This window comes from Anaerococcus sp. C0059F3 (genome assembly GCF_056590475.1).
On record NZ_JBWPWE010000007.1, the window covers coordinates 89,678 to 114,964 of the forward strand.

28 protein-coding genes and 1 pseudogene are annotated in these 25,287 nt (G+C 32.8%); all 29 read left to right on the top strand.

Translation table 11 applies throughout. The annotated features are described in order from the left end of the window. Positions 1–30 precede the first annotated feature (30 nt). The 29 genes and pseudogenes from AC1EJ5_RS06005 (at position 31) to AC1EJ5_RS06145 (ending at position 25,279) form a co-directional block, all read left to right on the top strand. Entirely contained in the window at positions 31–822 is a 792-nt protein-coding gene (locus AC1EJ5_RS06005) for a type III pantothenate kinase (RefSeq protein WP_223417577.1), read from the top strand. Continuing rightward, positions 800–1,774, top strand: a complete 975-nt coding sequence (gene dusB, locus AC1EJ5_RS06010) for a tRNA dihydrouridine synthase DusB (protein WP_479815166.1) — start codon at positions 800–802, stop codon at positions 1,772–1,774. The genes AC1EJ5_RS06005 and dusB overlap by 23 nt, the downstream gene beginning before the upstream one ends. After that, complete coding sequence (gene greA, locus AC1EJ5_RS06015; RefSeq protein ID WP_479815168.1) at positions 1,767–2,240, top strand: transcription elongation factor GreA; 474 nt, start codon at positions 1,767–1,769, stop codon at positions 2,238–2,240. Before dusB ends, greA begins: the two co-directional genes overlap by 8 nt. Before the next feature lie 9 nt (positions 2,241–2,249). Then, on the top strand, positions 2,250–4,163 hold the full coding sequence (gene lysS, locus AC1EJ5_RS06020; RefSeq protein ID WP_479815170.1) for a lysine--tRNA ligase: 1,914 nt from the start codon (positions 2,250–2,252) through the stop codon (positions 4,161–4,163). Positions 4,164–4,226: 63 nt separating this feature from the next. Continuing rightward, positions 4,227–4,508: a CD1845 family protein gene (locus AC1EJ5_RS06025; RefSeq protein WP_001267200.1), complete on the top strand. Its 282-nt coding sequence runs from the start codon at positions 4,227–4,229 to the stop codon at positions 4,506–4,508. A gap of 82 nt (positions 4,509–4,590) precedes the next feature. Next, the gene (locus tag AC1EJ5_RS06030) at positions 4,591–5,364 is read left to right on the top strand and encodes a replication initiator protein A (RefSeq protein ID WP_479815172.1); all 774 of its coding nucleotides are present in this window, start codon (positions 4,591–4,593) and stop codon (positions 5,362–5,364) included. Continuing rightward, positions 5,361–6,188 (top strand): ATP-binding protein, encoded by an 828-nt coding sequence (locus AC1EJ5_RS06035; protein WP_479815174.1) that lies wholly within the window; start codon positions 5,361–5,363, stop codon positions 6,186–6,188. Before AC1EJ5_RS06030 ends, AC1EJ5_RS06035 begins: the two co-directional genes overlap by 4 nt. Further along, positions 6,181–6,666, top strand: a complete 486-nt coding sequence (locus AC1EJ5_RS06040) for a PcfB family protein (protein ID WP_000606600.1) — start codon at positions 6,181–6,183, stop codon at positions 6,664–6,666. The genes AC1EJ5_RS06035 and AC1EJ5_RS06040 overlap by 8 nt, the downstream gene beginning before the upstream one ends. Then, positions 6,663–7,397: a phage antirepressor KilAC domain-containing protein gene (locus AC1EJ5_RS06045; RefSeq protein WP_479815177.1), complete on the top strand. Its 735-nt coding sequence runs from the start codon at positions 6,663–6,665 to the stop codon at positions 7,395–7,397. The genes AC1EJ5_RS06040 and AC1EJ5_RS06045 overlap by 4 nt, the downstream gene beginning before the upstream one ends. Then, positions 7,390–8,442 carry a type IV secretory system conjugative DNA transfer family protein gene (locus AC1EJ5_RS06050; protein ID WP_479815179.1) on the top strand — a complete coding sequence of 351 codons (1,053 nt, stop codon included), beginning with the start codon at positions 7,390–7,392 and terminating at the stop codon, positions 8,440–8,442. The genes AC1EJ5_RS06045 and AC1EJ5_RS06050 overlap by 8 nt, the downstream gene beginning before the upstream one ends. Positions 8,443–8,480: 38 nt before the next feature. Further along, positions 8,481–10,319 carry a recombinase family protein gene (locus AC1EJ5_RS06055; RefSeq protein WP_007516503.1) on the top strand — a complete coding sequence of 613 codons (1,839 nt, stop codon included), beginning with the start codon at positions 8,481–8,483 and terminating at the stop codon, positions 10,317–10,319. Between the two features lie 75 nt (positions 10,320–10,394). Beyond that, positions 10,395–10,967 carry a TetR/AcrR family transcriptional regulator gene (locus AC1EJ5_RS06060; RefSeq protein ID WP_000079884.1) on the top strand — a complete coding sequence of 191 codons (573 nt, stop codon included), beginning with the start codon at positions 10,395–10,397 and terminating at the stop codon, positions 10,965–10,967. 50 nt (positions 10,968–11,017) lie between these two features. Next, a complete protein-coding gene (locus tag AC1EJ5_RS06065; protein WP_000708365.1) occupies positions 11,018–11,536 on the top strand; it encodes a ClbS/DfsB family four-helix bundle protein in 519 nt (172 codons plus the stop codon). 140 nt (positions 11,537–11,676) lie between these two features. Then, positions 11,677–13,416 carry an ABC transporter ATP-binding protein gene (locus AC1EJ5_RS06070; RefSeq protein ID WP_001114256.1) on the top strand — a complete coding sequence of 580 codons (1,740 nt, stop codon included), beginning with the start codon at positions 11,677–11,679 and terminating at the stop codon, positions 13,414–13,416. Then, complete coding sequence (locus AC1EJ5_RS06075) at positions 13,409–15,118, top strand: ABC transporter ATP-binding protein (RefSeq protein WP_000488162.1); 1,710 nt, start codon at positions 13,409–13,411, stop codon at positions 15,116–15,118. Before AC1EJ5_RS06070 ends, AC1EJ5_RS06075 begins: the two co-directional genes overlap by 8 nt. 2 nt (positions 15,119–15,120) lie before the next feature. Beyond that, positions 15,121–16,638, top strand: coding sequence for an ABC transporter ATP-binding protein (locus AC1EJ5_RS06080; protein ID WP_000601967.1), 1,518 nt, complete (start codon positions 15,121–15,123; stop codon positions 16,636–16,638). Continuing rightward, positions 16,628–17,332 carry an energy-coupling factor transporter transmembrane component T gene (locus AC1EJ5_RS06085; protein WP_000567178.1) on the top strand — a complete coding sequence of 235 codons (705 nt, stop codon included), beginning with the start codon at positions 16,628–16,630 and terminating at the stop codon, positions 17,330–17,332. Before AC1EJ5_RS06080 ends, AC1EJ5_RS06085 begins: the two co-directional genes overlap by 11 nt. 10 nt (positions 17,333–17,342) lie before the next feature. Beyond that, positions 17,343–17,927: an MptD family putative ECF transporter S component gene (locus tag AC1EJ5_RS06090; RefSeq protein ID WP_000791750.1), complete on the top strand. Its 585-nt coding sequence runs from the start codon at positions 17,343–17,345 to the stop codon at positions 17,925–17,927. Positions 17,928–18,192: 265 nt separating this feature from the next. Then, positions 18,193–18,609 carry a sigma-70 RNA polymerase sigma factor region 4 domain-containing protein gene (locus AC1EJ5_RS06095; RefSeq protein ID WP_001074478.1) on the top strand — a complete coding sequence of 139 codons (417 nt, stop codon included), beginning with the start codon at positions 18,193–18,195 and terminating at the stop codon, positions 18,607–18,609. 84 nt (positions 18,610–18,693) lie between these two features. Beyond that, positions 18,694–19,023 carry a DUF3847 domain-containing protein gene (locus tag AC1EJ5_RS06100; RefSeq protein ID WP_000712033.1) on the top strand — a complete coding sequence of 110 codons (330 nt, stop codon included), beginning with the start codon at positions 18,694–18,696 and terminating at the stop codon, positions 19,021–19,023. Positions 19,024–19,267: 244 nt separating this feature from the next. Beyond that, positions 19,268–20,920 (top strand): MobQ family relaxase, encoded by a 1,653-nt coding sequence (gene mobQ / locus AC1EJ5_RS06105; RefSeq protein ID WP_479815184.1) that lies wholly within the window; start codon positions 19,268–19,270, stop codon positions 20,918–20,920. 2 nt (positions 20,921–20,922) lie between these two features. Beyond that, positions 20,923–21,675, top strand: coding sequence for a phage replisome organizer N-terminal domain-containing protein (locus tag AC1EJ5_RS06110; protein WP_264347161.1), 753 nt, complete (start codon positions 20,923–20,925; stop codon positions 21,673–21,675). Positions 21,676–21,848: 173 nt separating this feature from the next. Beyond that, positions 21,849–22,172, top strand: a complete 324-nt coding sequence (locus AC1EJ5_RS06115; RefSeq protein ID WP_004830093.1) for a hypothetical protein — start codon at positions 21,849–21,851, stop codon at positions 22,170–22,172. Positions 22,173–22,193: 21 nt separating this feature from the next. Beyond that, positions 22,194–23,201, top strand: a complete 1,008-nt coding sequence (locus AC1EJ5_RS06120; RefSeq protein ID WP_000797009.1) for an ORF6N domain-containing protein — start codon at positions 22,194–22,196, stop codon at positions 23,199–23,201. A gap of 109 nt (positions 23,202–23,310) precedes the next feature. After that, positions 23,311–23,496 (top strand): transposon-encoded TnpW family protein, encoded by a 186-nt coding sequence (locus AC1EJ5_RS06125; protein ID WP_001005000.1) that lies wholly within the window; start codon positions 23,311–23,313, stop codon positions 23,494–23,496. 11 nt (positions 23,497–23,507) lie between these two features. Then, positions 23,508–24,323, top strand: a pseudogene (locus AC1EJ5_RS06130) (VirD4-like conjugal transfer protein, CD1115 family); the annotation flags it as partial. Positions 24,324–24,341: 18 nt separating this feature from the next. Further along, the gene (locus AC1EJ5_RS06135) at positions 24,342–24,617 is read left to right on the top strand and encodes a hypothetical protein (RefSeq protein WP_479815187.1); all 276 of its coding nucleotides are present in this window, start codon (positions 24,342–24,344) and stop codon (positions 24,615–24,617) included. A 190-nt stretch (positions 24,618–24,807) separates the two neighbouring features. Continuing rightward, positions 24,808–25,119, top strand: a complete 312-nt coding sequence (locus AC1EJ5_RS06140) for a single-stranded DNA-binding protein (protein WP_195236527.1) — start codon at positions 24,808–24,810, stop codon at positions 25,117–25,119. A 1-nt stretch (position 25,120) separates the two neighbouring features. Beyond that, positions 25,121–25,279 (top strand): Maff2 family mobile element protein, encoded by a 159-nt coding sequence (locus tag AC1EJ5_RS06145; protein WP_004825242.1) that lies wholly within the window; start codon positions 25,121–25,123, stop codon positions 25,277–25,279. Positions 25,280–25,287: the final 8 nt, after the last annotated feature.

Here is a 25,287-nt window from a genome sequence, read left to right on the forward strand (position 1 = left end):
TAAGAGTTAAATTAAGCAAAGGATGAATATATGTTACTGGTTATAGATATTGGAAATACAACCACCGTTATAGGTGTCTATGAAAAAGAAAATTTAAAGGCTAGATTTAGAGTGGCAACTGACTTGAAAAGCACCAGCGATCAATTAGTTGCTACTTTATTTAATATGTTTATGATCCACAATATAGATATCAAAGACATTGAAGATACAATGATTTCATGCGTTGTACCAGATGTTTTATATAATTGGGAATCGGCTAATAGGAAACTTCTATGCAAGGAAGCTAAGATTGTAACTTCTGATACCTACACAGGAATAACAATCGATTATGAAAACCCAAGCGAGGTTGGAGCTGATAGGATTGTAGATGCAGTCGCAGCCTACGAAAAATACGGCGGACCTTCTGTAGTTGTTGATATGGGTACTGCCATAACTGTTGATGTAGTCACATCTGATGGCAGATATCTTGGTGGAGTCATTGCTCCTGGTATAAAAATTGCCCAGGATGGACTTTTTGGGAAAACTGCAAAGCTTCCAAAAATCGAACTAAAACAACCTACTACAGCCATCACAGAATCAACCTCAGATGCCATTAATGCCGGAATTGTAATTGGCTATATCGGTATGATAGATAAACTCATTGAAACAATCGAAGATGAAATCGTAGAAAGAGTGGGTGTGGACAAAAGCCAAATCAATGTCATAGCAACAGGTGGTTTTTCGGAGTTGATTTCCCAATCTAGCAAGTATATCAACACCATTGAGCCTGATCTCATGCTTGAAGGCCTAAGGATAATCTATGAGCGAAACCTTGACAGGTAAGGAAATTATGCTTGCACCCCTGGCGGGTGTGACAGATACTGCCTTTAGGATTGTTTGTGAGAAAAATGGCTGTGATAAGACTTTCACAGAGATGGTTTCAGTTAATGCCCTAGCTTTTGATAACAGGGCCACTGCTGATATCATGTTTATATCTGACCTAGAAAAAAACGCCAATATCCAAATTTTTGGCTCAGATATAGACAAGATAAAAAAAGTAGTAGAGGAAAAGATAAATCCTATTACCAATATCAAAGAAATATCCTTTAATATGGGTTGTCCTGCTCCAAAAATTTTCAATAATGGAGAAGGATCTGCTCTACTCAAAAATCCCCATCAGGTCTATAAGATTACCAAGGCCTTGAGGGAGTCAACTGACAAAATCATTAATATCAAATATCGACTTGGTGTTGATGATGATTCGATAAATTATATTGAAAACGGCCAGGCCATGGAAGAGGGAGGAGCGGACTATTTAATCCTTCACGCAAGGACCAGAAAAGCCATGTATTCGGGCCATGCTGACTGGCAGGCTATTAAAAAATTAAAGGATGCTGTGAATATACCAGTAATTGCAAACGGAGATATTTTCACTCCGGAAGATTTTATAAAAGCAATGGAGATAACAGGAGCTGATGGGGCGATGATTGCCAGAGGTGCTATGGGAAATCCCTTCATCTTTCGCTATATCAAGGAATACCTAGAAAAAGGCTCCTATGAAAAAGTTTCATTTGATGAAATAATTTCTCAAATAAAAGAGCATTACGAATTGGCCCTTAAGTTTAAGGACGAAAGGCTAGTTATAAATCAAATGCGCAAACATGTTGGATGGTACATCAAGGGTCTTTATATGTCTAGCGAATACAGGGACAGGGTAAATAAGATCCATACTAGCAAGGAAATTTTTGAACTGCTAGATGAATATAGAAAAATTTTAGGTGATTATAATGACTGAAAAGAAAGAAGTAATATTAACTAAGGAAAAATTAGAAAAATTAGAGGACGAATTAGAGTATTTAAAAACCAAAAAACGTCCAGAAATGGCAGAAAAAATTAAGATAGCAAGAAGCTTTGGCGACCTTTCTGAAAATGCTGATTATGATGAAGCAAAAAATGAACAAGGTGAAGTTGAATCAAGAATCATGAAAATTGAAGACATGATTAGAAACGCCAAGACTATCGAGGTTAACGAAAATGCGGACGTAGTTGGTGTTGGTAATACTGTTACCCTTTATGATGAAGAATTTGAAGAAGATGTTGAATACAAAATCGTAGGAACAGCTGAATCAAACCCACTTGAAGGGTATATTTCTAATGAATCTCCAGTTGGAGAAGCGATTATAGGCCATAAGGTTAACGACAGGGTAGAAGTAGACACACCTAATGGCAAGATGTATTTTGTTATAAAAAATATTAAGTAAGGAGAAAAAATGGCTGATAATATTCAAGATTTAAATGAAATGCTTAAGATCAGAAGGGAAAAACTTCACGAACTTAAGGAAGAGGGCAAAGACCCACACCGCATAGTTAATTTTAAAAACAGAATTAGTTCAAAAGAAATCAAGGATAACTTTGAAAAATACGAAGACCAAACTGTAAGGGTAGCCGGACGAATTCTTGCTAAGAGAGGCCATGGTAACATGAGCTTTATGGATGTCCAAGATGATCTTGGTCAAATCCAAGTTGTAAACCGTAAAAATGTTATCGGCGATGACTTTAAATATATCAAAAAATACGATATCGGTGATATCATCGGTGTTGAAGGAAAAGTTTTTAAGACCAACCAAGGTGAAATTTCTATAGAAGTAGCTGAGTCAAATCTTTTAACCAAAGCCCTTCAAATGCTTCCAGAAAAATGGCACGGACTAAAAGACCCAGACCTTAGATATAGACAAAGATATATAGATTTAATTGTAAATCCTCAAGTAAAAGAAGTTTTTGTACAAAGATCAAGAATCATTTCTGCTATCAGAGAATTTTTGGACAACAGAGGATTCCTTGAAGTAGAAACTCCAATCCTAAATACAATTGCAGGTGGAGCTACAGCTCGTCCATTTATTACCCATCACAATACCCTAGATATTGATATGTACTTAAGAATTGCCAACGAACTTTACTTAAAAAGGTTAATCGTGGGTGGTTTTGACAGGGTATATGAAATTGGTAGGATGTTTAGAAACGAAGGAATGGATGCAACCCACAACCCAGAATACACCGCTATGGAATTATATCAAGCTTACGGCGACTATGAAGACATGATGGAAATCACTGAAAACATGGTAGAGCACGTTGCTAAGAAAGTAAAAGGTACAACTGTCGTTGAATTTGACGGCGAGGAAATCGAGCTTAAGGCTCCATGGAAGAGAATTCCAATGATTGAAGCTGTAAAGGAATATTCTGGTGTTGACTTTAACGAAATAAAAACTGACGAAGAAGCGAAAGCTATCGCCAAGGAAAAAGGTGTTGAAGTTAAGGAAACAAGAGGCGAAATCATCGCGGAATTCTTTGATGAATTTGTTGAAGATAAGCTAATCCAACCAACTTTCATCACTGACTACCCAGTAGAAATATCACCACTTGCAAAGAGAAAGAACGACGACAGATCACTAACATACAGGTTTGAAGCCTTTATTTCTGGAGCAGAAATCGGCAATGCCTTCTCAGAATTAAACGATGCTGAAGACCAAAGAGCAAGATTTGAAGACCAAGTTAGAAAAAGAGAAGCAGGCGATGATGAAGCACAAATGATGGATTATGACTTTGTAAATGCCCTAGAAGTAGGTCTTCCTCCAACAGGTGGACTTGGAATTGGTATCGACAGACTAATCATGATCCTAACCGGCCAACACTCCATCAGAGACGTCCTACTATTCCCAACAATGAAGCCAATAGGCTTAGAAAAGGCAGAAAATGGGGGTTTGTCAAAAGGAACTTACGAAACTTACGACAAACTTACGACAGAAGAAATTGACCTTTCAAAAGTGAAAGTTGAACCATTATTTGAAGATATGGTAGACTTTGAAACTTTCTCAAAATCTGATTTTAGAGTTGTAAAGGTTAAAAACTGCGAAGAAGTTCCTAAGTCAAAAAAACTTTTGAAATTTACATTAGATGATGGTTCTGAAAAAGAAAGAGTTATTTTATCTGGTATTAAGGAATATTACAGCGCGGAGAGCTTAATTGGAAAGACACTACTTGCAATTTGTAATCTTCCTCCTCGTAAGATGATGGGAATCGACTCAGAAGGTATGATTATATCTGCAATTTGTGAGTATGACGGTGAAGAAAAACTTAACTTAATAATGCTGGATGATAATATTCCAGCAGGATCAAAATTATATTAAAGGACACGCTAATTATGAAACTGGGGTTTGTTATGAATCCCAGTTTAATTTTTAGGAGTATGTATGAGATGGATAATTAGAATAATTTTATTACCGATAAGATTAGTGTTGAGTTTGCTCATAGCTTTTTTAACCTTCATATTAAGTTTGAGTACTGCGTTGTTAAGCGTAGTTTCTACTTTGATTTTTATAATTGGAATAGCTAGCATTTTTCAAGGAGACAAGCAAATTGTAATTGAAGCACTAATATTAGCATTTTTATTTAGTCCATTTGGATTACCTAAATTAGGTATATATGTTATTGGATTATTAGAATTATTAAACTATACAATAAAATCAATTTGAAGAAAAATAAATATAAGACAACCGTAGACGATAGAAAGTAATAATTCTGTCGTCTTTTTTATTTCAAAGAAAGGAGGTAGGGATGAATTTTGATTATTTTTATAATAGGCAATCTGAAATGTATAACTTCATTAGGTTACCTATGGTATTAATGGAAGATGAAGTTTTTGAGAGCATTTCTATTGAAGCAAAAGTTTTGTATTCATATATGCTTAATCGAATGGGTCTTTCATATAAAAATGGCTGGATAGATGAAGATGGAAAAGTCTTTATTTACTACACAATTGAAAGTATAAAAGATCAATTTAATTGTGCCAGTGAAAAAGCAAATAAATTAATAGCTGAACTTGATATTAAATCAGGAATAGGATTGATTGAAAAGAAAAGACAAGGACTTGGAAAGCCTAACAGAATTTATGTTAAAGACTTTATGAGCATATTTAATAATATGGAATTAAAAAATCAAGAAGTTCGAAAAACAAAATTCCAGAAGTTCGATAATCGAAATTCAAGAGATTCGATTATCGAAAGTCAAGATTTTCGAAAATCGGAAGGTAACTATAACAATATTAGTAATAATGAGTTAAGAAAGAATGATTTTAATAAGGGGCAAAAGCCTTATGGAATATATAAAAACATATTTTTGACTGATGAAGAATACAAGGACTTAACAAATGAGTTAGGAAGTAGAATTAGTGAATACATTGATAGATTGTCGTCATATATGAAAGCAAATAACAGAGTTTATCAAGATCACAAGGCAACGATAATCAATTGGTATCTTAATGATCAGGCAAAAAATATTAATGATAATACAACAAGGAAAATGAATTACGATATAGGAGAGAGTTTATGAAAAACTTAAAAGATTTTGTATTAAGAGAAAATGATATTGAAAGAAATGGACATATCTATTGCAAGGTATGCGGTAAAAGAGTTGATGGAGAATTACTTGACCTTGGATTTACAAAGTTTATTCCAAGAATTAAATGTGAATGTGAAATAAAAAGAGATAAGGAAAATGCAGAAAGAGAAATATTAACGAGAATATCATCGCTAAAAAGAGATTGCTTTTCATCGCCAAACCAACACCAATATACTTTTGAGAGATTCTTAAATGAAAAAGGTCAAGCTTACAAGGTTGCCTATAATTATGCTAAAAATTTTGAACAAATGAAGGAAGACAATGTAGGACTTTTATTTTATGGAGATGTTGGTAGTGGAAAGACTTATCTTGCTTGTTCTATTGCAAATGAATTAATTGAAAGAGAACAAGTTAAAGTTAAGATTATGAATTTATCTCAGGTTATAAATCAAATACAAAAATCTGCATTTAAGGTTGATTCAAATGAAATAATAAGTAACCTCTCTAACATTCCTTTGTTAATCTTAGATGACCTTGGAATTGAAAGGGATACATCTTATGCAAGAGAACAAGTATATAACATTATAAACTCAAGATACTTAAAGGGTAGGCCGACAATTTTTACTACAAACTTATCATTGGAAATTATTCAAAATCCTAATATTAACCTTGAGTATCAGAGGATATATTCAAGAATACTTGAAATGACAATACCAGTTAAAGTTACGGGAGAAGATTTTAGAAGAAAAATTCAACAAGAGAAGTTAAGAAAATACAAAGAGTTACTTTTATATGGAGGTGGAATAGATGATTAATGAAGAAGTATCTAGGTCGAGCCTTAATCTTGAAGTAAGGCTTGCAAAAGCAACAAGTAAAGCAATTCTTGATGCATTAAAGAAAGTACACAAGCAAATAGAGGAACAAGGAGGCTTGAAAAATGTAATAAAAAATAATGGAGAAGAAGTAAAGCTAAAAGATATGGTTAAAAAGGGACAGTTAGAAGAAATTAATCTAAAAGATCCTGAGTTAAAAGAACTAAAGAAAATTTTAAACAAACACGGAGTGAAGTTTTCTGTTATGAAAGATAAGGAAACTGGCAACCACTCTGTGTTTTTTCAATCTAAGGATATAAAAGTAATGGAACACGCCTTTAAAAAAGCAGTTAAGGCTTCTGAAAGAAAGGCCGATAGAAAAGATTCAATAACGAAGACTATAAATAAGTTTAAAGATATGGCTAAGGACACCATCAGCAAAGATAAAGTTAAAAATAAACATAAGGAGCAAAGCTTATGATAAGTAATTTAAAAACATTTGAAAATAAGAATTTTGGGAAACTCACTGTTATAGAAAAAGACGGTGAGTTTTTCTTTATAGCAAATGAAGTAGCAACTATGTTAGGTTATGTTAATCCAAGAAAAGCTATTTATGACCATGTAGATGAAGAAGATAAGGGTGTAACGAAATGGAACACCCCTGGAGGAATACAGAATATTTCAATAATTAACGAATCAGGCTTGTATTCACTTATCCTTTCATCAAAACTCCCAAAAGCAAAAATATTCAAAGCTTGGGTAACTAGAGAAGTCTTACCAAGTATTAGAAAGAATGGAGGATATATTTCAGGGCAAGAAAAGAAAACTAATGAAGAGCTACTAGCAGATGCAATTCTTGTAGCCAATAGAATTATTGCCGAGAGAGAAAAAGAGATTGAAGAATTAAAACCAAAGGCAGACTATTATGACAAATTAGTAGATTATAATCTACTTACAAACTTTAGAAATACTGCCAAAGAGTTAGGAATACCACAAAATCAGTTTATAAGCTTTTTAATGGATAAAGGATTAATTTATAGAGATAAGAAAAAGAAGCTCTTACCTTATGCAGATAAGAATAAGGGATATTTTGAAGTAAAAGAATGGGTTGATCCACTAGGTACACTTGTAGGCATACAAACATTTATAACACCAAAGGGAAGACACTACCTACTAATTTTATTAGATAGTGAAGGTTTCTACGATGAATAAAATATTAGAAGCCATTCTTTCTGATATTAAAAACTTAATTAAAATAGACAACCCAAAGAAATTTATATTATCAAACATTCCTTATTTATCCTTTTTCTATATTGGAAACATCTTTTCTAAGCACATCAATTCTTATGTAGGAGGAGATATTATTGATAGATTAATGGTGGGAATTTCCGATATAGGAACTTTATCCTATATACCAAGCCTTAATCCAAGGGACTTGTTAGTAGGTATTTCAGTTGCTGGTCTTGTTAAGCTAATTGTTTATAGCAAAGGTAAAAACAAAAAGAAATATAGGCAAGGCAAGGAATATGGATCTGCAAGATGGGGAGAAAGCAAGGATATTGCTCCATACATTGACCCTAAGTTTGAAAACAATGTTCTTATAACTAATACTGAAAGACTTACAATGAACTCAAGACCTAAAAACCCTAAATACGCTAGAAATAAGAATGTATTAGTAATAGGTGGTTCTGGATCAGGCAAGACAAGATTTTATGTAAAGCCAAATCTAATGCAAATGCACTCTTCCTATGTAGTAACAGACCCTAAAGGCACACTTGTGTTAGAGTGTGGAAAAATGCTTTATGAAAATGGATATAACATAAAGATATTAAACACAATAAACTTCAAAAAGTCCATGAAATACAATCCATTTGCCTATTTGAGAAGTGAAAAAGATATTTTAAAACTTGTTCAAACAATTATTGCCAACACCAAGGGAGATGGAGAAAAGGCAGGAGAAGATTTTTGGGTAAAGGCTGAAAAGCTATATTACACTGCTCTTATTGGGTATATTTATTATGAAGCACCTGAAGAAGAAAAGAATTTTAAAACACTCTTAGATATGATTGACGCAAGTGAAGTCAGAGAAGATGACGAAACCTATATGAACCCAATTGATAGGCTATTTGAAGCTCTTGAAAAGAAAGACCCAAGCCATTTTGCAGTTAAGCAATATAAGAAATATAAGCTGGCAGCAGGAGTAATAGAATTAAGGAGAACACTTAATCACTATTTTAGTGAAATATGTGCTTCTTAATTCTTTTTTATTGAAAAATTAAGAGAAAGGGGGTAAAAATGAGGAATTTTGAAAAGATAACAGCACTCTATGAGAGATTAAGTCGTGATGATGAACTGCAAGGAGAAAGCAACTCTATCATCAATCAGAAAAAAATATTGGAAGAATACGCAAGCAAAAATAACCTGTCAAACATCATTCACTTTACAGATGATGGAATAAGTGGAACGCAGTTTGACAGACCGGGATTTATGGCAATGATGAACGGAGTTAATCAAGGAAATATTGGGTGTATCATTGTAAAAGATATGAGCAGACTTGGCAGAGATTATCTCAAAGTCGGTCAATGTATGGAGATATTAAGACAAAAGGGCGTAAGACTGATTGCTATCAATGACAATGTAGACAGCTTTTACAGAGAAGATGATTTTACCCCTTTTAGAAATATTATGAATGAATGGTATGCAAGAGATACTTCAAGAAAAATACAATCTACATTTAGATCAAAAGGAGAAAGCGGAAAGCATACGGCAAGCACTCCACCTTATGGCTACATCAAAGATGAAAAAGACAAAGATAAGTGGGTTGTAGATGAAAAAGCAGCCGAGATAGTAAGACGAATATTTAATCTTACAATGGACGGAGCAGGACCATATAAAATAGCAAAGATACTGGAAGCAGATAAGATAGATATACCCGCTTATCATCAGCAAAAAATGGGATATGGATTACATCAAAGCAAAAACTTTGAATATCCTTATCGTTGGTGTAGTTCCACAATTGCAAGTATCTTAAAGAAAAAAGAATACTTAGGGCATACAGTTAACTTTAAAACAAGAAAGCATTTCAAGGATAAGAAAAGTAAATATGTATCCGAAGATAACTGGCTCATCTTTGAAAATACTCACGAAGCAATCATAGACCAAGAAACCTTTGATAATGTGCAAAGGATAAGAGGAAATGTAAAAAGGTATCCTGATGGTTGGGGCGAATATCACCCACTAACAGGATTGATGTATTGTGCAGATTGTGGGAGCAAGATGTATGTTCATAGAACAAGCAACTATAAGAATATTCCCTATTACACTTGCAGTGCCTATACCAAAACCCCTTGCGGCACACTTTGTCCATCAGCACACAGAATAAAAGCAGAAGCAGTCCTAAACCTTATTAGGGAAACACTGAAAGACATTAAAAAATACCTTGATGAAGATAATGAAGCCTTTATCCGTTCCATTCAAAATGAAATGGAAGAAAAGGAAAAAATAGAGATAGAAAAGAAAAAGGTAAGATTAACGGAAAGCCAAAACAGACTTAGGGAACTCGAACGACTTATGTGCAGAATTTACGAAGATATGATCCTTAACAAAATACCAAATAGCAGATATGAGATACTAAACAATCAATATGAAACAGAGCAGATAACTTTAAGCAAAGAGATCAAAGATTTAGAGCAGCAGGTATCAAGATATGAAAAAGAAACAGACAGAGCAAGAAAATTTATATCTCTTATCAGTCGTTATGAAAACTTTGATGAACTTACAACTACAATGATAAATGAGTTTGTAGAAAAGATTATCGTACATGAAAGAGATAGAAAAGGAAGTCAGACATCAAAGCAAAAGATAGAAATTTACTTTAATTTCATAGGTAATTACGAACTACCACAGGCGGAGTTAAGCGAAGAAAAAAAACAAAAACTTGAGAAAGAAGAAAGAAAAATCGAAGAAAGAAAAGACAAGCTACATCAAAATTACCTAAAGCGTAAAGCGAGTGGAAAACAGAAAGAGTATGAAGATAAATATAAGGCAAGAAGAGAACAGAAGAAACAGGAGAAAATAAAGGTTTTGAAAAGAGTGGGGATACCGGTGAGTGAGTATATAAAAACAAATATTTAAATCTATCTTGACAAATATTGAATTTTAATTTATTATTAAATATAGATTCAGTATTGGAATAGAAAGAGGTGTGCTATGGCACAAGTATTAAAAGAAGAAGTTAGAAATAGAATACTCGAAGCAGCAGAAAAAGTATTTTATAAAAAGGATTATAGAGGTGCCAAATTAACAGAAATTGCAAAAGAAGCAGATATTCCTGTGGCACTAATTTATACCTATTTCAAAAATAAGGCAGTTTTGTTTGATGCAGTAGTAAGTTCTGTTTATATAAACTTCGAGTCAGCTTTTAATGAGGAAGAATCTTTGGAAAAAGGTTCTGCTTCTGAAAGGTTTGATGAAGTTGGAGAAAATTATATTCATGAACTTTTAAAAGATCGTAAGAAGTTAATTATTTTAATGGATAAAAGCTCAGGTACAAAGCATACAGAAGCAAAACAAAAACTCATATCGCAAATGCAGGTTCATATTGAAGTAAGTTTAAAAAGACAATCGAAACAGGAATATGATCCAATGCTTGCCCATATTTTAGCCAGTAACTTTACAGAGGGACTTCTTGAAATAGCAAGGCATTATCAAAGTGAAAAGTGGGCAAAAGATATGCTAAAACTTATTGCAAAGTGTTATTACAAGGGAGTGGAATCATTGTAAGTTGATTTGATATTTAAATGCGATAAATTTAAATTTTTGGAGGAGATATTTTGAAGATATATAAAGATAAAGAAGAACTGAAATCTGAGATAAATAAAAGTTTTGAAAAGTATATTTCTGAATTTGATATTATTCCTGAATCTCTCAAAGATAAGAGAGTCCCTGAAGTTGACAGAACACCAGCAGAAAATCTTGCTTATCAACTCGGATGGACAACATTAGTTTTGAAATGGGAAAAAGATGAGAAAAACGGTTTTGAAGTAAAGACACCGTCGGATATGTTTAAATGGAATCAACTTGGAGAATTATATCAGTGGTTTACCGATACTTATGCTCATTTATCGATAGAAGAATTAAAGAAACGATTGAAAGAAAATATTATATCTATCTATACAATGATTGATACACTAAGTGAAGAAGAATTATTTCAACCGCATATGAGAAAATGGGCTGATGAAGCTACTAAAACAGCGACATGGGAAGTTTATAAGTTTATTCATGTTAATACGGTTGCCCCTTTTGGAACGTTTAGAACTAAGATTAGAAAATGGAAAAAGATTGTGCTATAATTTTTGATTTGCTGATACAGTAATTTAAAAAAATATAGTGATCGGATAAAATAGACTTTGCGTAATCAGCAAAGTCTTACTTTAAACCTTAATACTGAATTAAAATTCAATATTATTCAATTTTGAAAGGAGAGTTGTTCATGCCGGAAAAAGAATTAAGGAAAAAAGTGATTGGGAAAAATAGTTTATCCAATTCACTTCTTGCTTTAAAAATAGTATTTGATTTGATACCACAAATCTTACTTGTATATTTGATTAGTTCTTTAATCACAAACAATATTAACGAAGGTAATTTAAAGTATATATTCTTGGGAATCTTTATATCGTTTGTATTAAAAGGAGTGTTTTATTATTTTGCAACAAAGGTTGCCCATGAGAAAGCATACGAAAAATTAACAGAACTTAGGTTAGATATTATCGGTCATCTGAAAAAACTAAGTTTGGGATTCTTTAAAGAACATAATACAGGAGAGCTTACCAACATTGTTCAACATGATGTAGAGCAAGTGGAAGTATACCTTGCCCATGGTCTTCCTGAAATAATGGCAGTTACACTTCTGCCTACCATTATTTTTGTAGCTATGATTTTTGTTGATTGGCGTCTTGCTCTTGGAATGATTGCTGGAGTTCCACTCATGTATTTGGTAAAAGTTCTTTCACAGAAAACAATGGATAAAAACTTTGCTATTTACTTTAACCATGAAAATAAGATGAGAGAAGAGCTAATGGAATATGTAAAAAATATTTCTGTGATTAAGGCTTTTGCTAAAGAAGAGGAGATTAGTGAAAGAACATTAAAAACGGCAAGAGAATATATTTACTGGGTTAAAAAGAGCATGGGAGCAATTACAATTCCAATGGGACTCATTGACATATTTATGGAAATTGGAGTAGTTATTGTCATGATTTTGGGAAGTATATTTCTTTACTATGGAAATATTACAACCCCTAATTTTATACTTGCCATTATTTTATCGTCTGCTTTTACTGCATCTATAAGTAAGACGGCTACATTGCAACATTTTTCTATTGTGTTTAAGGAAGCACTAAAGGCGATTGGAAAAGTTTTAACAGTTCCGCTTCCAAAGAAAAAGACAGAACAAGGTTTAGAATTTGGAAATATAGAATTTAAAGATGTGAATTTTGCATACGGAAAAGATAGCTTTGAGCTTAAAAATATCAATTTGAATTTTAAGAAAAATAGTTTGAACGCCTTTGTAGGAGCAAGTGGTTGTGGGAAAAGTACTGTATCTAATTTGCTTATGGGATTTTGGGATGCAGATGAAGGACAAATACTGATAAATGGAAAAGATATAAAAGAATATAGTCAAGAAAATATCTCAATGCTGATTGGTAGTGTGCAACAAGAAGTTATCCTTTTTGATTTAAGTATTTTTGAAAATATAGCAATTGGAAAACTAAATGCAACAAAAGAAGAAGTCATAGAAGCTGCTAAAAAAGCAAGATGCCATGATTTTATTTCAGCATTGCCAAATGGATATGAAACACGAGTAGGTGAAATGGGAGTTAAGTTATCTGGTGGAGAAAAACAAAGAATCTCCATAGCAAGAATGATACTGAAAAATGCACCGATTTTAATATTAGATGAAGCAATGGCAGCTGTTGATAGTGAAAATGAAAGACTAATCGGCGAAGCAATTGACGATTTAAGCAAGGATAAAACCATTATTACAATTGCTCATCATCTAAACACAATTAGAGATTCAGACCAAATTATAGTTATGGATAAGGGTGTTGTTCTTGATGCAGGAAGCCATGAAGAGTTGATGAAAAGATGTGAGTTCTATAAGGATATGGTTGAAGCACAGAACAAGGTAGATAGATGGAATTTGAAAGAGGTGGTAACAGAAAATGTTTAGAGAAATGTTAAAGCTGCTTACAAAAACCGGCAAGAGAGATTTGATTATATCAAGTGTATTCTTTGCCCTTTATGGACTAAGCTCCATAGCCATGATTGTTATCGTATTTTCTATACTGTTTCAGATATTTGATGGGACGAGTTTAGCAAGTTTATATAAAGGTTTTATTGCAATTGGGTTACTTGTAGTATTCAAAGGCATTTGTAATATGGTTGCAGATATGAAAAAGCATAGTGCAGGTTTTGATATTGTTCAGCAAATCAGAGAACGCATGATTATTAAATTGAAAAAATTCAGTTTGGGATTTTATACCAATGAAAGACTGGGAGAGATCAATACAATTTTACACAAAGATGTTGATAATATGTCTCTTGTTGTAGGACACATGTGGTCGAGAATGTTTGGCGATTTTTTGATAGGTGCAGTCGTATTTATCGGTCTTGCAAGTATTGATTTCAAACTTGCTATTCTAATGGCTGTATCTGTTCCGATTGCACTTGTCTTTCTATATCTGACAATTAAGCAATCTGAAAGAATAGAGAATCAGAATAATTCAGCACTTCTTGATATGGTTAGCTTATTTGTTGAATATGTTAGAGGAATACCTGTACTAAAGAGTTTTTCAAACAATAAAAGCTTGGATAATGAGCTTATGAACAAGACAAAAAAGTTTGGAGAAACAAGCAAAGTAGCTTCAAGATTCAAGGCAAAACAGCTATCTATATTTGGGTTTTTACTGGATATTGGATATTTAGTTCTTTTAATTGCAGGAGCAATACTTGTTATAAAGGGAAGTCTTGATGTACTTAATTTTATTATCTTTGCAGTAATTTCAAAAGAGTTTTATAAGCCGTTCGCTTCTATGGAACAACACTATATGAACTATGTTTCGGCGGTAGATAGTTACGAAAGACTTTCAAGAATTTTATATGCAGATGTAATCCCGGATAAAGTGAATGGAATTGTTCCGATGGATAATGATATAGCTTTTGAAAACATAGATTTTTCCTATGAAAAAGATGAATTTAAAATGGAAAAATTGAGCTTTTCTATTGCTGAAAAAACTATGACAGCCTTAGTTGGAGAATCAGGTAGTGGAAAGACTACTATAACCAACTTGCTTTTAAGATTTTATGATGTGCATAAAGGAAAAATTACCCTCGGAGGAACTGATATAAGGGATATTCCTTATGATGAGCTTTTAGATCGTATTAGTATTGTCATGCAAAATGTTCAGTTGTTTGATAATACCATTGAAGAAAACATCAAGGTAGGTAAAAAAGGAGCAACGAAAGAAGAAATCATTGAAGCTGCAAAGAAAGCGAGGATACATGATTTCATTATGAGTTTACCAAAAGGTTATGAAACTGATATTGGAGAAAATGGTGGGATTTTATCAGGTGGACAGAGACAAAGAATATCTATTGCAAGAGCTTTTCTAAAGGATGCACCTATTTTAATTCTTGATGAAATGACAAGTAATGTTGATCCTGTAAATGAATCTTTGATACAAGATGCTATTACAGAACTTGCAAAGAATAGAACTGTACTTGTAGTGGCTCATCATTTAAAAACCATTCAAAAAGCTGACCAAATTCTCGTATTTCAAAAAGGAAATTTACTTGAAAAAGGAAAGCATGGGGAACTTCTTGAGAAAGATGGTTACTACACAAAATTATGGAAAGCTCAGTACGAGGTATAATCATGATTTTGTTAAAAAATGTTTCTTATGAATGGGAAGATGGGCGAACTGCTTTAAAAAATATCAATCTTGAAATTAAAAAAGGTGAATTTGTTTTAATTTCAGGGAAAAGTGGAAGTGGTAAAAGCACTCTTGGAAGTGTAATGAATGGTCTTATACCACATTATTACAAAGGCAAAATGAAAGGAGAAGCCTTTGTGTCCGGAAAAGATATAAGCAAATTATTACTTCATGAAATAGGGCATATTGTAGGGACTGTATTTCAAGATCCAAGAAGTCAGTTTTTTACAACAACTACAGATGAAGAAATAGCTTTTGGGCTTCAAACGATCTGCAAATCAAGATATGAAATCAAACAGAGAGTAGAAGAAGTATATGCAGAACTGGATATTGAGGAACTGAAAGGAAAATCTGTTTTTGAATTATCAAGCGGACAGAAACAAAAGATAGCTATTGCAAGCATCTATGCGATGAATCCGAAAGTTTTAATTTTGGATGAACCTTCAGCAAATTTGGATATGAAAGCAACATTTGACCTGTTTTTAATTTTGGAGAAATTAAAGAAAAAAGGAACAACAGTTGTTCTAATTGAGCATCGTTTGTACTATGTAAAATCTTTATTTGACCGTTTTCTTTTGGTGAAAGATGGAGAGATTGCACAGGACTTGAGTCGGGAAGAAGTTATCCGTCTTGAAGGGGAGTTTTGGGATGAAAATGGGCTAAGAACTCTTGAATTAGAAGAATACAGGATAAGTGAGAAGAAAGATTCATATCAATTAAATGATGAAAGTATCAACGGAAAAGGCTTGAGATTTTGCTATCCGAATGTAGCTAAGGATGGAAAGAAACAAAACAAGTACATCTTAAATCATCTTGATTTCAATATGGAGTGTGGAAAAGCCATTGGTCTTATAGGCTTAAATGGTACCGGGAAAACCACCTTTGCAAGAGTGATTTCAGGACTTGAGAAGATAAAAGAGGGAACAATATGGGCTGGAAAAGATAAGTCGCTTAATCATAAAGATTTAATGGATATGTCATATTTTGTCTTTCAAGATTCAGACTATCAGTTGTTTTCGGAAAGTGTACTTGATGAAATGCTACTTGGTATTTCAAGTAAAGATAAAAAAGAAAATACTCAAAAGGCAAAGTCTATTTTGAGTGTACTTGGCTTAGACAAATACATTGATAAGCATCCGTTTGCTTTATCAAGAGGAGAAAAACAAAGACTGACAATAGCTTGTGGAATGATGAAACAGGCAAAAGTTTTTATCTATGATGAACCAACATCAGGTTGTGATAAAGACTCAATGCTTTCGGTGGCAAAATTGATTGAAGAACAATTAAAAAATGGGACAACAGTCTTGGTAATAAGTCATGATTTTGAGTTTTTAGCAAACACAGTAAGCGATCTGTGGGTAATGGGAGATGGAAAAATAGAAACTGTTTTAGATATGAGTGAAAGTAACAAATTTCTCATATTAGACAAGATGAGAGGAGGTAGAGAACTTGATAGATAGAAAAACAGTCGATCCGAGAATAAAACTTATTCTACTTCCAATTGCCTCCTTTACCAGCTTTTTTATAAGCGATACAATCCTACTTTTCGGACTGATTGTCTTTGCCTTTTTTCTGTATGTATACAGTAGTATGTGGAAAAGAGCATTACGCTTTATTTTGTTTTTTGTGCTTTTATACTGCATAGAGTTAGGGCTTGGAAAGTTTCGTGAAGCAAGTATCGTATTTGCAATATATATGTTTATTTACTTTGCATCAAGGATGACCTTAATTGCTATGTTTGGTGGATATATAACAAAGACTACAAGTGTAAGTGAAATGCTTGAAGCATTAAATAGAATGAAAGTACCAAGAAGCATTGGTATACCTTTTAGTGTTTTGCTTAGGTTTGTACCAACTATAAGAATAGAACTCAAGGCATTAAAAGAGAATATGAAGATTCGAGGAATCGTAACAAGTAGATTTTTCCCGTTGCTACATCCATTTAAATATATTGAATATACGCTTGTTCCACTTTTAATGAGGATGATTAAGATTTCAGATGAACTGTCAGCTTCAGCACTCATTAGAGGACTTGATAGTGATGAGAACAGGGTTACATTGACAAAATTGAGGTTTAGATGGGCGGATTTGTTGATTGGACTATTAGGAGCTTTGATGATTGCTCTTGTGATAGTAATACAGAAAATTTATTAGGAGGACTTTTATGAAAAACAAATTAAATGGTCGTGATTTTATTACAATCGGAATCTTTAATGCAATTGGAATTGTCATATACATGGTGGTTGCATTTGCTATGGCAACAACAGTGATTGGAGGATTTATTGCTTCAGGAGTTAGCTTTATGGTAGCTGCTACCGTTTATATACTTATGGCTTTGAAAGTTAAAAAGAAGGGCGTATTTACAATATCAGGAACGCTTCTTGGTTTAATTGCATTGTCAGGAGGACATTTGCCTCATGCAGTCTTTGCTGTAATCGGTGGAATTATATGTGATTTGATTATAGGAAATTATGAGAGCAAGGGACGAATGATTATTGGATATGGGATATTTGCATTAGCAGATTTTTTAGGAACAGTAATTCCTGTGATTTTATTCGGGACAGCTTCTTTTGTGGAAAGAGCATCAAAATGGAAAATGAGCGAAGCACAAATAAATGAAGCATTATCTTATTTCAAAGTTTCGTGGGCAGTAGGATTTGGCTTGATAACTTTTGTTCTTGCTTGCATAGGAGCATTCGTTGCAACAAAGATACTCAAAAAGCATTTTGAAAAAGCAGGAGTGATTTAATAATAAATTTACTTAGGAGGGAAAATAATGGAGGGATAATTATGTCAAAACTTATAGTTTCGGTTTTCACAGAACGATATAATTATCCTTTTTTATTCTTGGAATTGCTTACACATAGCAATAATACTTTACCAGAAACAACAAAATAGAAAATTATATAAAACATTAGTTTTTAAGCCGAGAGGACTTTTTACGTCAAAGTGTAGAAGTCCTCCTTTTTTATTCTCAAAACCAAAACAGAGAACTTAAAAAGGAGGATGACTAAGTGGCAAAGAAAGAATATTACCTTTATGTAAAAGGCAAAGCCGTACCTGTAAGTGAAGAAGTCTACAAAGCCTATTGGAAGATAACAGAGCATGAAAAGTATCTCCAAAGAAAAGATTGGAAGCATAATGTAATACCATTTTCGGCACTGGATCATGATGGACACTTTGTAGATAACATCATAGATGAAAAGATAGACTTAGAAAAAATTGTAGAAGTAAAAATGCGAATTGAAGAACTTCATAGAGCATTAAATACTCTTTCAAAAGAAGAACGAGAGTTGATGGAAGCCATCTTCTACAAAGAAGAAAGTCTAAGGTCAATCAGCAGAAGAGAGAAAGTTACACATCAAGCAATCAGTGGGAGGAGGGATAGGATTTTAGAAAAACTGAGAAAGATTTTAGAAGATAAAATCTAAAAACTTGGAAAGGTTAAGTGTCAAAAAAAGGTGCTTAACCTTTCTTTATGGAAACAAGCAGATACCAAAACGGAGGAATGAAAAATGAAGAAAGAAAACACATTACAGGAAGTACAGGAACAAATTTCTGAACTTCAGCAAGAAAGAGAAAAGTGCGATGTGAAGCTGAAACAATTACAAAATCAAGGCAAGAAATTAGAAAAACTTGCAAACGAAAAGGAACGAAAAAGAAGAAATCATAGGCTCATACAAAGAGGCTTGATAGTAGAAAGAGTCATTAAAAATCCTATCATGTTTACTAACGATGAGATAGAAGAATTACTTAAAGTTGCTACTCACACAAAAGAATACAGACAAGCCTATGAAGAAATGATAAATGGGAAAGATATGGAAGATGAAACAGAGATAGAGTAGATAAAATAAAAAACCATAGTTTTTTCAGAAGCTCCCTGCAAGGGCAAAAAGCTTCGCAGAACGCAAAGCACCCTTTAGGGTGTATAATTGCGCCCTTAGAAAAACTAAGGGATTTTAGCAAGTCTTTAAAAATCCAAAACTTAATAAAAACATACGGATAAAGTAGATAGGAAAAGATACAAAAAATAACCTGTCTGCTTTTTCCTTTACCTGAAAACAAACAAAAAATGAAAGGAGCTTAAAAGTGGCAGAAACATTTCACTTTAATATTTCTATGATAAGCAGAGGAAAAAGTAAATCGGCAGTTGCAAGTGCAGCATATATCTCTTGTGAGAAAATCAAAAATGAATGGGACGGAGAAGTTCACGATTACCATAATAAAAAGGGACTTTTACATTCAGAAATTTTCTTGCCGGAGCATGTGCCAAAAGAATTTAAAGACAGAAGTTATTTATGGAACTCAGTAGAGTTAAATGAAAAAGCAAGCAATGCACAGCTTGCAAGAAACTTCATTATCGCCTTACCGAAAGAATTATCCTTTGAAGAAAACAAGAAACTCATTACCGACTTTATACAGGAAAATTTTGTATCAAAAGGAATGATAGCAGACCTTGCTATTCATGATGGAAATGATGAAGAAAATAACAATATCCATGCACATATTATGACTACCCTCAGACCAATCAATGAAAAAGGAGAGTGGCAGGCAAAAAGCAAAAAAGAATATGTACTTGATGAAAAGGGAGAAAAGATAAAACTAAAAAGCGGAAACTATAAAACAAGAAAAATAGAACTGACAGACTGGAACAATAAAGGCAACGCAGAGAAATGGAGAAAGAATTTTGCAAGCCTTTGTAATCAGTATTTAGAAAAAAATCATCAGGAAAAGAGAGTGGATCATCGCTCCTACAAAAGACAAGGGATAGAAGAAATCCCAACCATTCATTTAGGAGCAAGTGCCAGTGCCTTAGAGAAAAAAGGAATCGAAACCGACAAAGGAAACATCAACCGAGAAATCAAAAAGCATAATTCCTTAGTAAAAGCCATCAAGAACAAGATAAAAGAAATCACTTCTTGGATAGACTCTTTACTTGGAAATCTGCAAGCAAAATACGATGAGTATAAACAGACCAAAAAAGATGAACTGGAGAACAAAGCGGAACTCTTTAACCTCTATGAGTATATTTCTATCTACAACGAGATACAGGGAGAAAAAACAAAAAATTTATCCTACTACGGACAGATAAAAAAGGGAAATGCAGACCTAAAGAGATTTGTAAAAGCAATATACTATTTGAAAGATAATAAACTTCAAACCATAGCAGACCTACAAGGAAAAGTCTTTGAACTGGCAAAGCAAAGTAAAAATATAAGTGGTGATATTCAAGATAAAACGCAAAGAATTAAAGACCTAAATCAGTGTGTAAGCTGCGTAGACTCTATCAAAGAAAACAAAGAAGTCTATCAGGAATACAAAAGCAAAACCATATTCAAAGACAGCTTTTACAATTCCCATAAAAAAGAAATAGACAGATACCTAAGAGCAAGAAAGACCATAGAAAAATTCACCGGGACATCAGCCATAAAATTAAATGATTGGCAAAAAGAAATATCAAGTCTTGAAAATGAGATACAAGACTTAATCGAAGATAAAGCTAAAGTAAAAGATGAATTTAAGCAGATAGACCATATCAAATATGCAGTAAAGATTGTCAATGATGAGTATGGAATAGACCTATCTATTGAGATTGACAAGGCAATAAAGAGAGGAGATAAACCAAGTGTAATTGCACAACTGAAAAAATTCCAAGAGCAAGAGGAAAGAAAGGAGAAGTACAAACAAAAGGCAAAAGAAAAGGCTAAAGAAAATTATAAAAATAAAGGGGAGGAAAGATAAAAATGGCAGACAACAGAAGATACTATTGGTTAAAATTGAAAGAAGATTTTTTTACAGATAAGAGAATCAAAAGGCTAAGAAAAATATCAGGAGGAGATACCTATACAATCATCTATCTTAAATTGCTTTTACTTAGCTTAAAAGATAGTGGGAAGCTGTATTATGATGGAGTAGAAACAGACTTTATCAAAGAGCTTGCCTTAACGATTGATGAAACGGAAGATGATGTAATGGTTACAGTAAATTATATTGTAGCACAAGGCTTGATGGAGATAATCACAGAAAATGACGAGTATTTTTTAACAGAAATTCCAAGTCTTATAGGTTCAGAAACAGCTTCTACAAGGCGTTCAAGAAAATCGAGAGGACAAAAAGCGTTGCAATGCAACAATGGTGCAACACCTTGCAACCTTTTGCAACAAAACTGCAACGGAGATATAGAGATAGATAAAGAGATAGATATAGAGTTAGAAAAAGAGGGGGAGATAGAAAAAATATCCCCCTCCCTTTATGGAGAATATAAAAATGTTTCCTTAACTGATGAAGAATATGGAAAATTAAAGGATAAAATGCAAGGGCATAGGGAAGAAATGATAGAGAAGCTGTCAACCTATTTGCAAAGCACGGGAAGAAACTATAAAGATCATTATGCGACCTTAGTTCATTGGTACGAACAAGACAAAGGGAAATTAAAGGAGAGCAGTAAATCAAAAGTATATACCTTTGAAGATTATGACAAGGGGGAACACTTGTAGGCCTCGTATAAGACGGTGGAAAGGTGTTTTTAGAGCGTTAATGATAAAATAGGTATCAGACTATAGCTAAGTGTAAAATAGGGCTCAAAATTGCAGTATGGAAAAAATATCGTATTTATGATAAAATGATAATGATATGGTAATAAACTCAGTTATAAGGAGAGGATATATAAATGCGAATTCAATTTACTGTAACCGATGAAGAACTTGAAATCTTAACTAAAAAAGCAATAGAGGGAGGTTTCCCAAGCGTTACTGAATATTGTAAGTGTAGCAGTTTACAAGAAAATACAAGCTATGCTGACCTATATACTACCTTATTAAACAAAATTAGCTCTTTACCGAAGGGCAAAGAATTTGTTTTAAGAGAGTTAATCGCAACACCTCCGGCATTGATTGGTAGATGGTTTTATGAAAATGTAAATAAGGGACTTGTAAAAAATGTGGAACACATCGGAAAAGCTGAAGGTGGAGTAGAAAAATATAAAAGAATTTAGATAATGTTGGAGGTGCATTTCATGGCAGAAGAAAATAAAGAGATAGTTATTGTGGATAATAAAACTATACAAGAAAAAATATATCTTATTCGTGGGCAAAAAGTAATGCTTGATTCAGATTTAGCCGAAATATATGGGTATGAAACTAAAAACTTTAATAGACAGGTGAAAAACAACGCAGAAAAATTTGAAGGTGAAGACTTCATGTTCCAATTAACGGACGAAGAAATGGTAGAACTTTCAAGGTGCAAAAATTTCACCTTGAACAGAGGGACTGGTAGAGGAAGTAATATTAAATACAATCCTTATGCCTTTACAGAACAAGGTATTTATATGCTGATGACTGTATTAAGAGGTGAACTTGCTGTTAAGCAAAGCAGAGCTTTAGTTAGAACATTTAAGCAAATGAAAGATTTTATCATTGAAAACCAAGATTTTATCGGTTCAAAAGAATTAGTTCAAATAGCAGTACAGACAAATCAAAATACAAAGGATATAGCTGAAATAAAATTGCAAATGGCTACAAAAGAAGATTTGAAAAAGGTTATGGATAATTTTATAGATCCAGACACTTACAAGCATTTCCTTTTAATGAATGGAGATAAGATTGAAGCAGATGTTGCTTATACAAAAATATATAAGTCTGCAAAGGAAAGCATTTATGTTATAGATAACTATATAGGTTTGAAAACCTTGGAATTATTAAGGGCTGCAAAAGACAATATTGAGGTTATAGTATTTAGCGACAATGTGAAAAACAAGGATATGCTTACAAAAAATATCCTAAACGATTTTAGAAAAGATTACCCTAATATCAATCTTAAGATGAAAGTTGCAGGGAAAAAATATCACGATAGGTATATTGCTATTGACTATGGAACAGAAAATGAAGCCTTTTATCTTTGCGGAGCTTCATCAAAAGATGCAGGAAATAAAATATCAAGCATTACAAAGATAGAGGAATCTTCCAAGGATATGTATCATATGATGTTTGGCGGAATGCTGAACAATAAGGATTTGAAACTTTAATATGTAAATGCTAAAGCGTTATTCAATGAATAGCTATAAGACTTGCGAAAGGCGGTAGAAATAAAACTCTATCGTCTTTTTTAATTGCAACTAATAGGAGGAAAATAATATGAATGAAAACAGAAATGAACATAATACAGGAACAAAGACTATAAAGAAGATTGGAAAAGTAACTTATGAGGTTATTGTCCATTTTAATGAAAATGCGACTGAAACCATGCAAGATAAATTGAAAAGGATAATGCTTAGAGAAATGGAGCGAGAAAAAGATAAAAAACCTCATAAAAATGATTAGAAAGTCCTTGACAAGTTGTTACAGGAAAAACTGCTAAGTCAATTCTAATATCATGTGGAGCAAGACTTGCACCTTTTGATATAAGAGAGCTTAGAGAGTTAATGAGTGAAGATGAATTAGAACTCGATAAAATTGGAGATAGAAAAACTGCTTTATTCGTAATAATATCAGATACTGACGATACCTTTAACTTTGTAGTTTCAATAATGTATTCTCAGTTATTTAATCTACTATGTGATAAGGCAGATGATGTGTATGGAGGAAGACTTCCTGTTCATGTTAGATGTCTACTTGATGAGTTTGCAAATATTGGCTTAATTCCTAAATTTGAAAAATTGATTGCAACAATTCGTTCAAGAGAAATATCAGCAAGTATAATATTACAAGCACAATCTCAATTAAAGGCAATCTATAAAGACCATGCAGATACAATAGTTGGTAACTGTGACTCCACACTCTTTTTAGGAGGAAAAGAAAAAACAACAGTAAAAGAATTATCTGAAACCTTAGGAAAAGAAACCATAGACCTATATAACACATCAGAAACAAGATCCAACCAAAAATCTTTTGGTCTAAATTATCAAAAAACTGGCAAGGAACTTATGAGCCAAGATGAAATAACTGTAATGGATGGTGGTAAGTGCATATACCAGCTAAGAGGAGTAAGACCTTTCTTGTCTGATAAATTCGATATTACAAAGCATAAGAATTACAAGTTATTGGAAGACTATGATAAGAAAAACTTGTTTGATGTAGAAGAGTATTTAACAAATAGAGATAAGGTAAAGTTAAAATCTAGTTATAAAATAAATAGGTTAAACATTTGATTTTATGGAGTAAGCAAAATGTGTGAAAATAAAAAATCATCTTTAATTATATTAAATATAAATGGGGAGCAGTTTATTCTAGAAAGTGATACAGAACTCACAAGGGATAAGAAAAATTATATTGAAGCAATATGTGGGACAATGTACGATGAAAGTAATGAATGGTATGAAGATATATACGATATGTCCCCATATGATATAGCTGAGCTATTTGAAAAAACAGTAAAAGAAGAAGTAGGAATAAATGTTACATTTAATGCGATAGACCTTGAAGTATCTATTTTAGAAGACTAGAAATAAGGTATTAATGAGCGATAGAAATTAAAAACTCTATCGTCTTTTTTTATACTCAAAATTAGGAGGTTAAGATGGTAAGGATAAGAAGTCCCACTTAAAATAATTTAATATATAAGACATTTAGCGATTGAAATATAATTTCAGTCGCTTTTTTAATTGAAATTTATGGATTAAGGAGAAGAAATTAATGGATAGAGAAATGATAAATATTAATGCAAATTTAGTTAAGGAAGCTGAATTTTCAGAATTTGAAAAAGATGGAGAAAGTGTTCAAGTAGCAAATTTTGCTCTTGTTAAAAATTATGGAAAGGGCAAAGAATATACAAATTGCTCAGTATATGGAGAAAAGGTAGAAATTGCAAAAGAATTTGAAAAAGGAGATCTGATCCATGTCTTTGGATATTTCAAAGAAAATAAAAAAGGAGATAAGGTCTACAAGAATTTTATAGTTAAATCACTAAACAAAATAGAAAATAAGAAAGAAAACGAGGAGGAATAATATGGAATTTTTTACAGCTGGAGTTGGAGTTTTAAAGACACTTGTAACTGCAATTGGTGCAGGTTTAGGAGCATGGGGAGTTATTAACTTAATGGAAGGTTATGGTAATGATAACCCTGGTGCTAAATCTCAAGGTATTAAGCAATTTATGGCAAAATAAGGACGGAA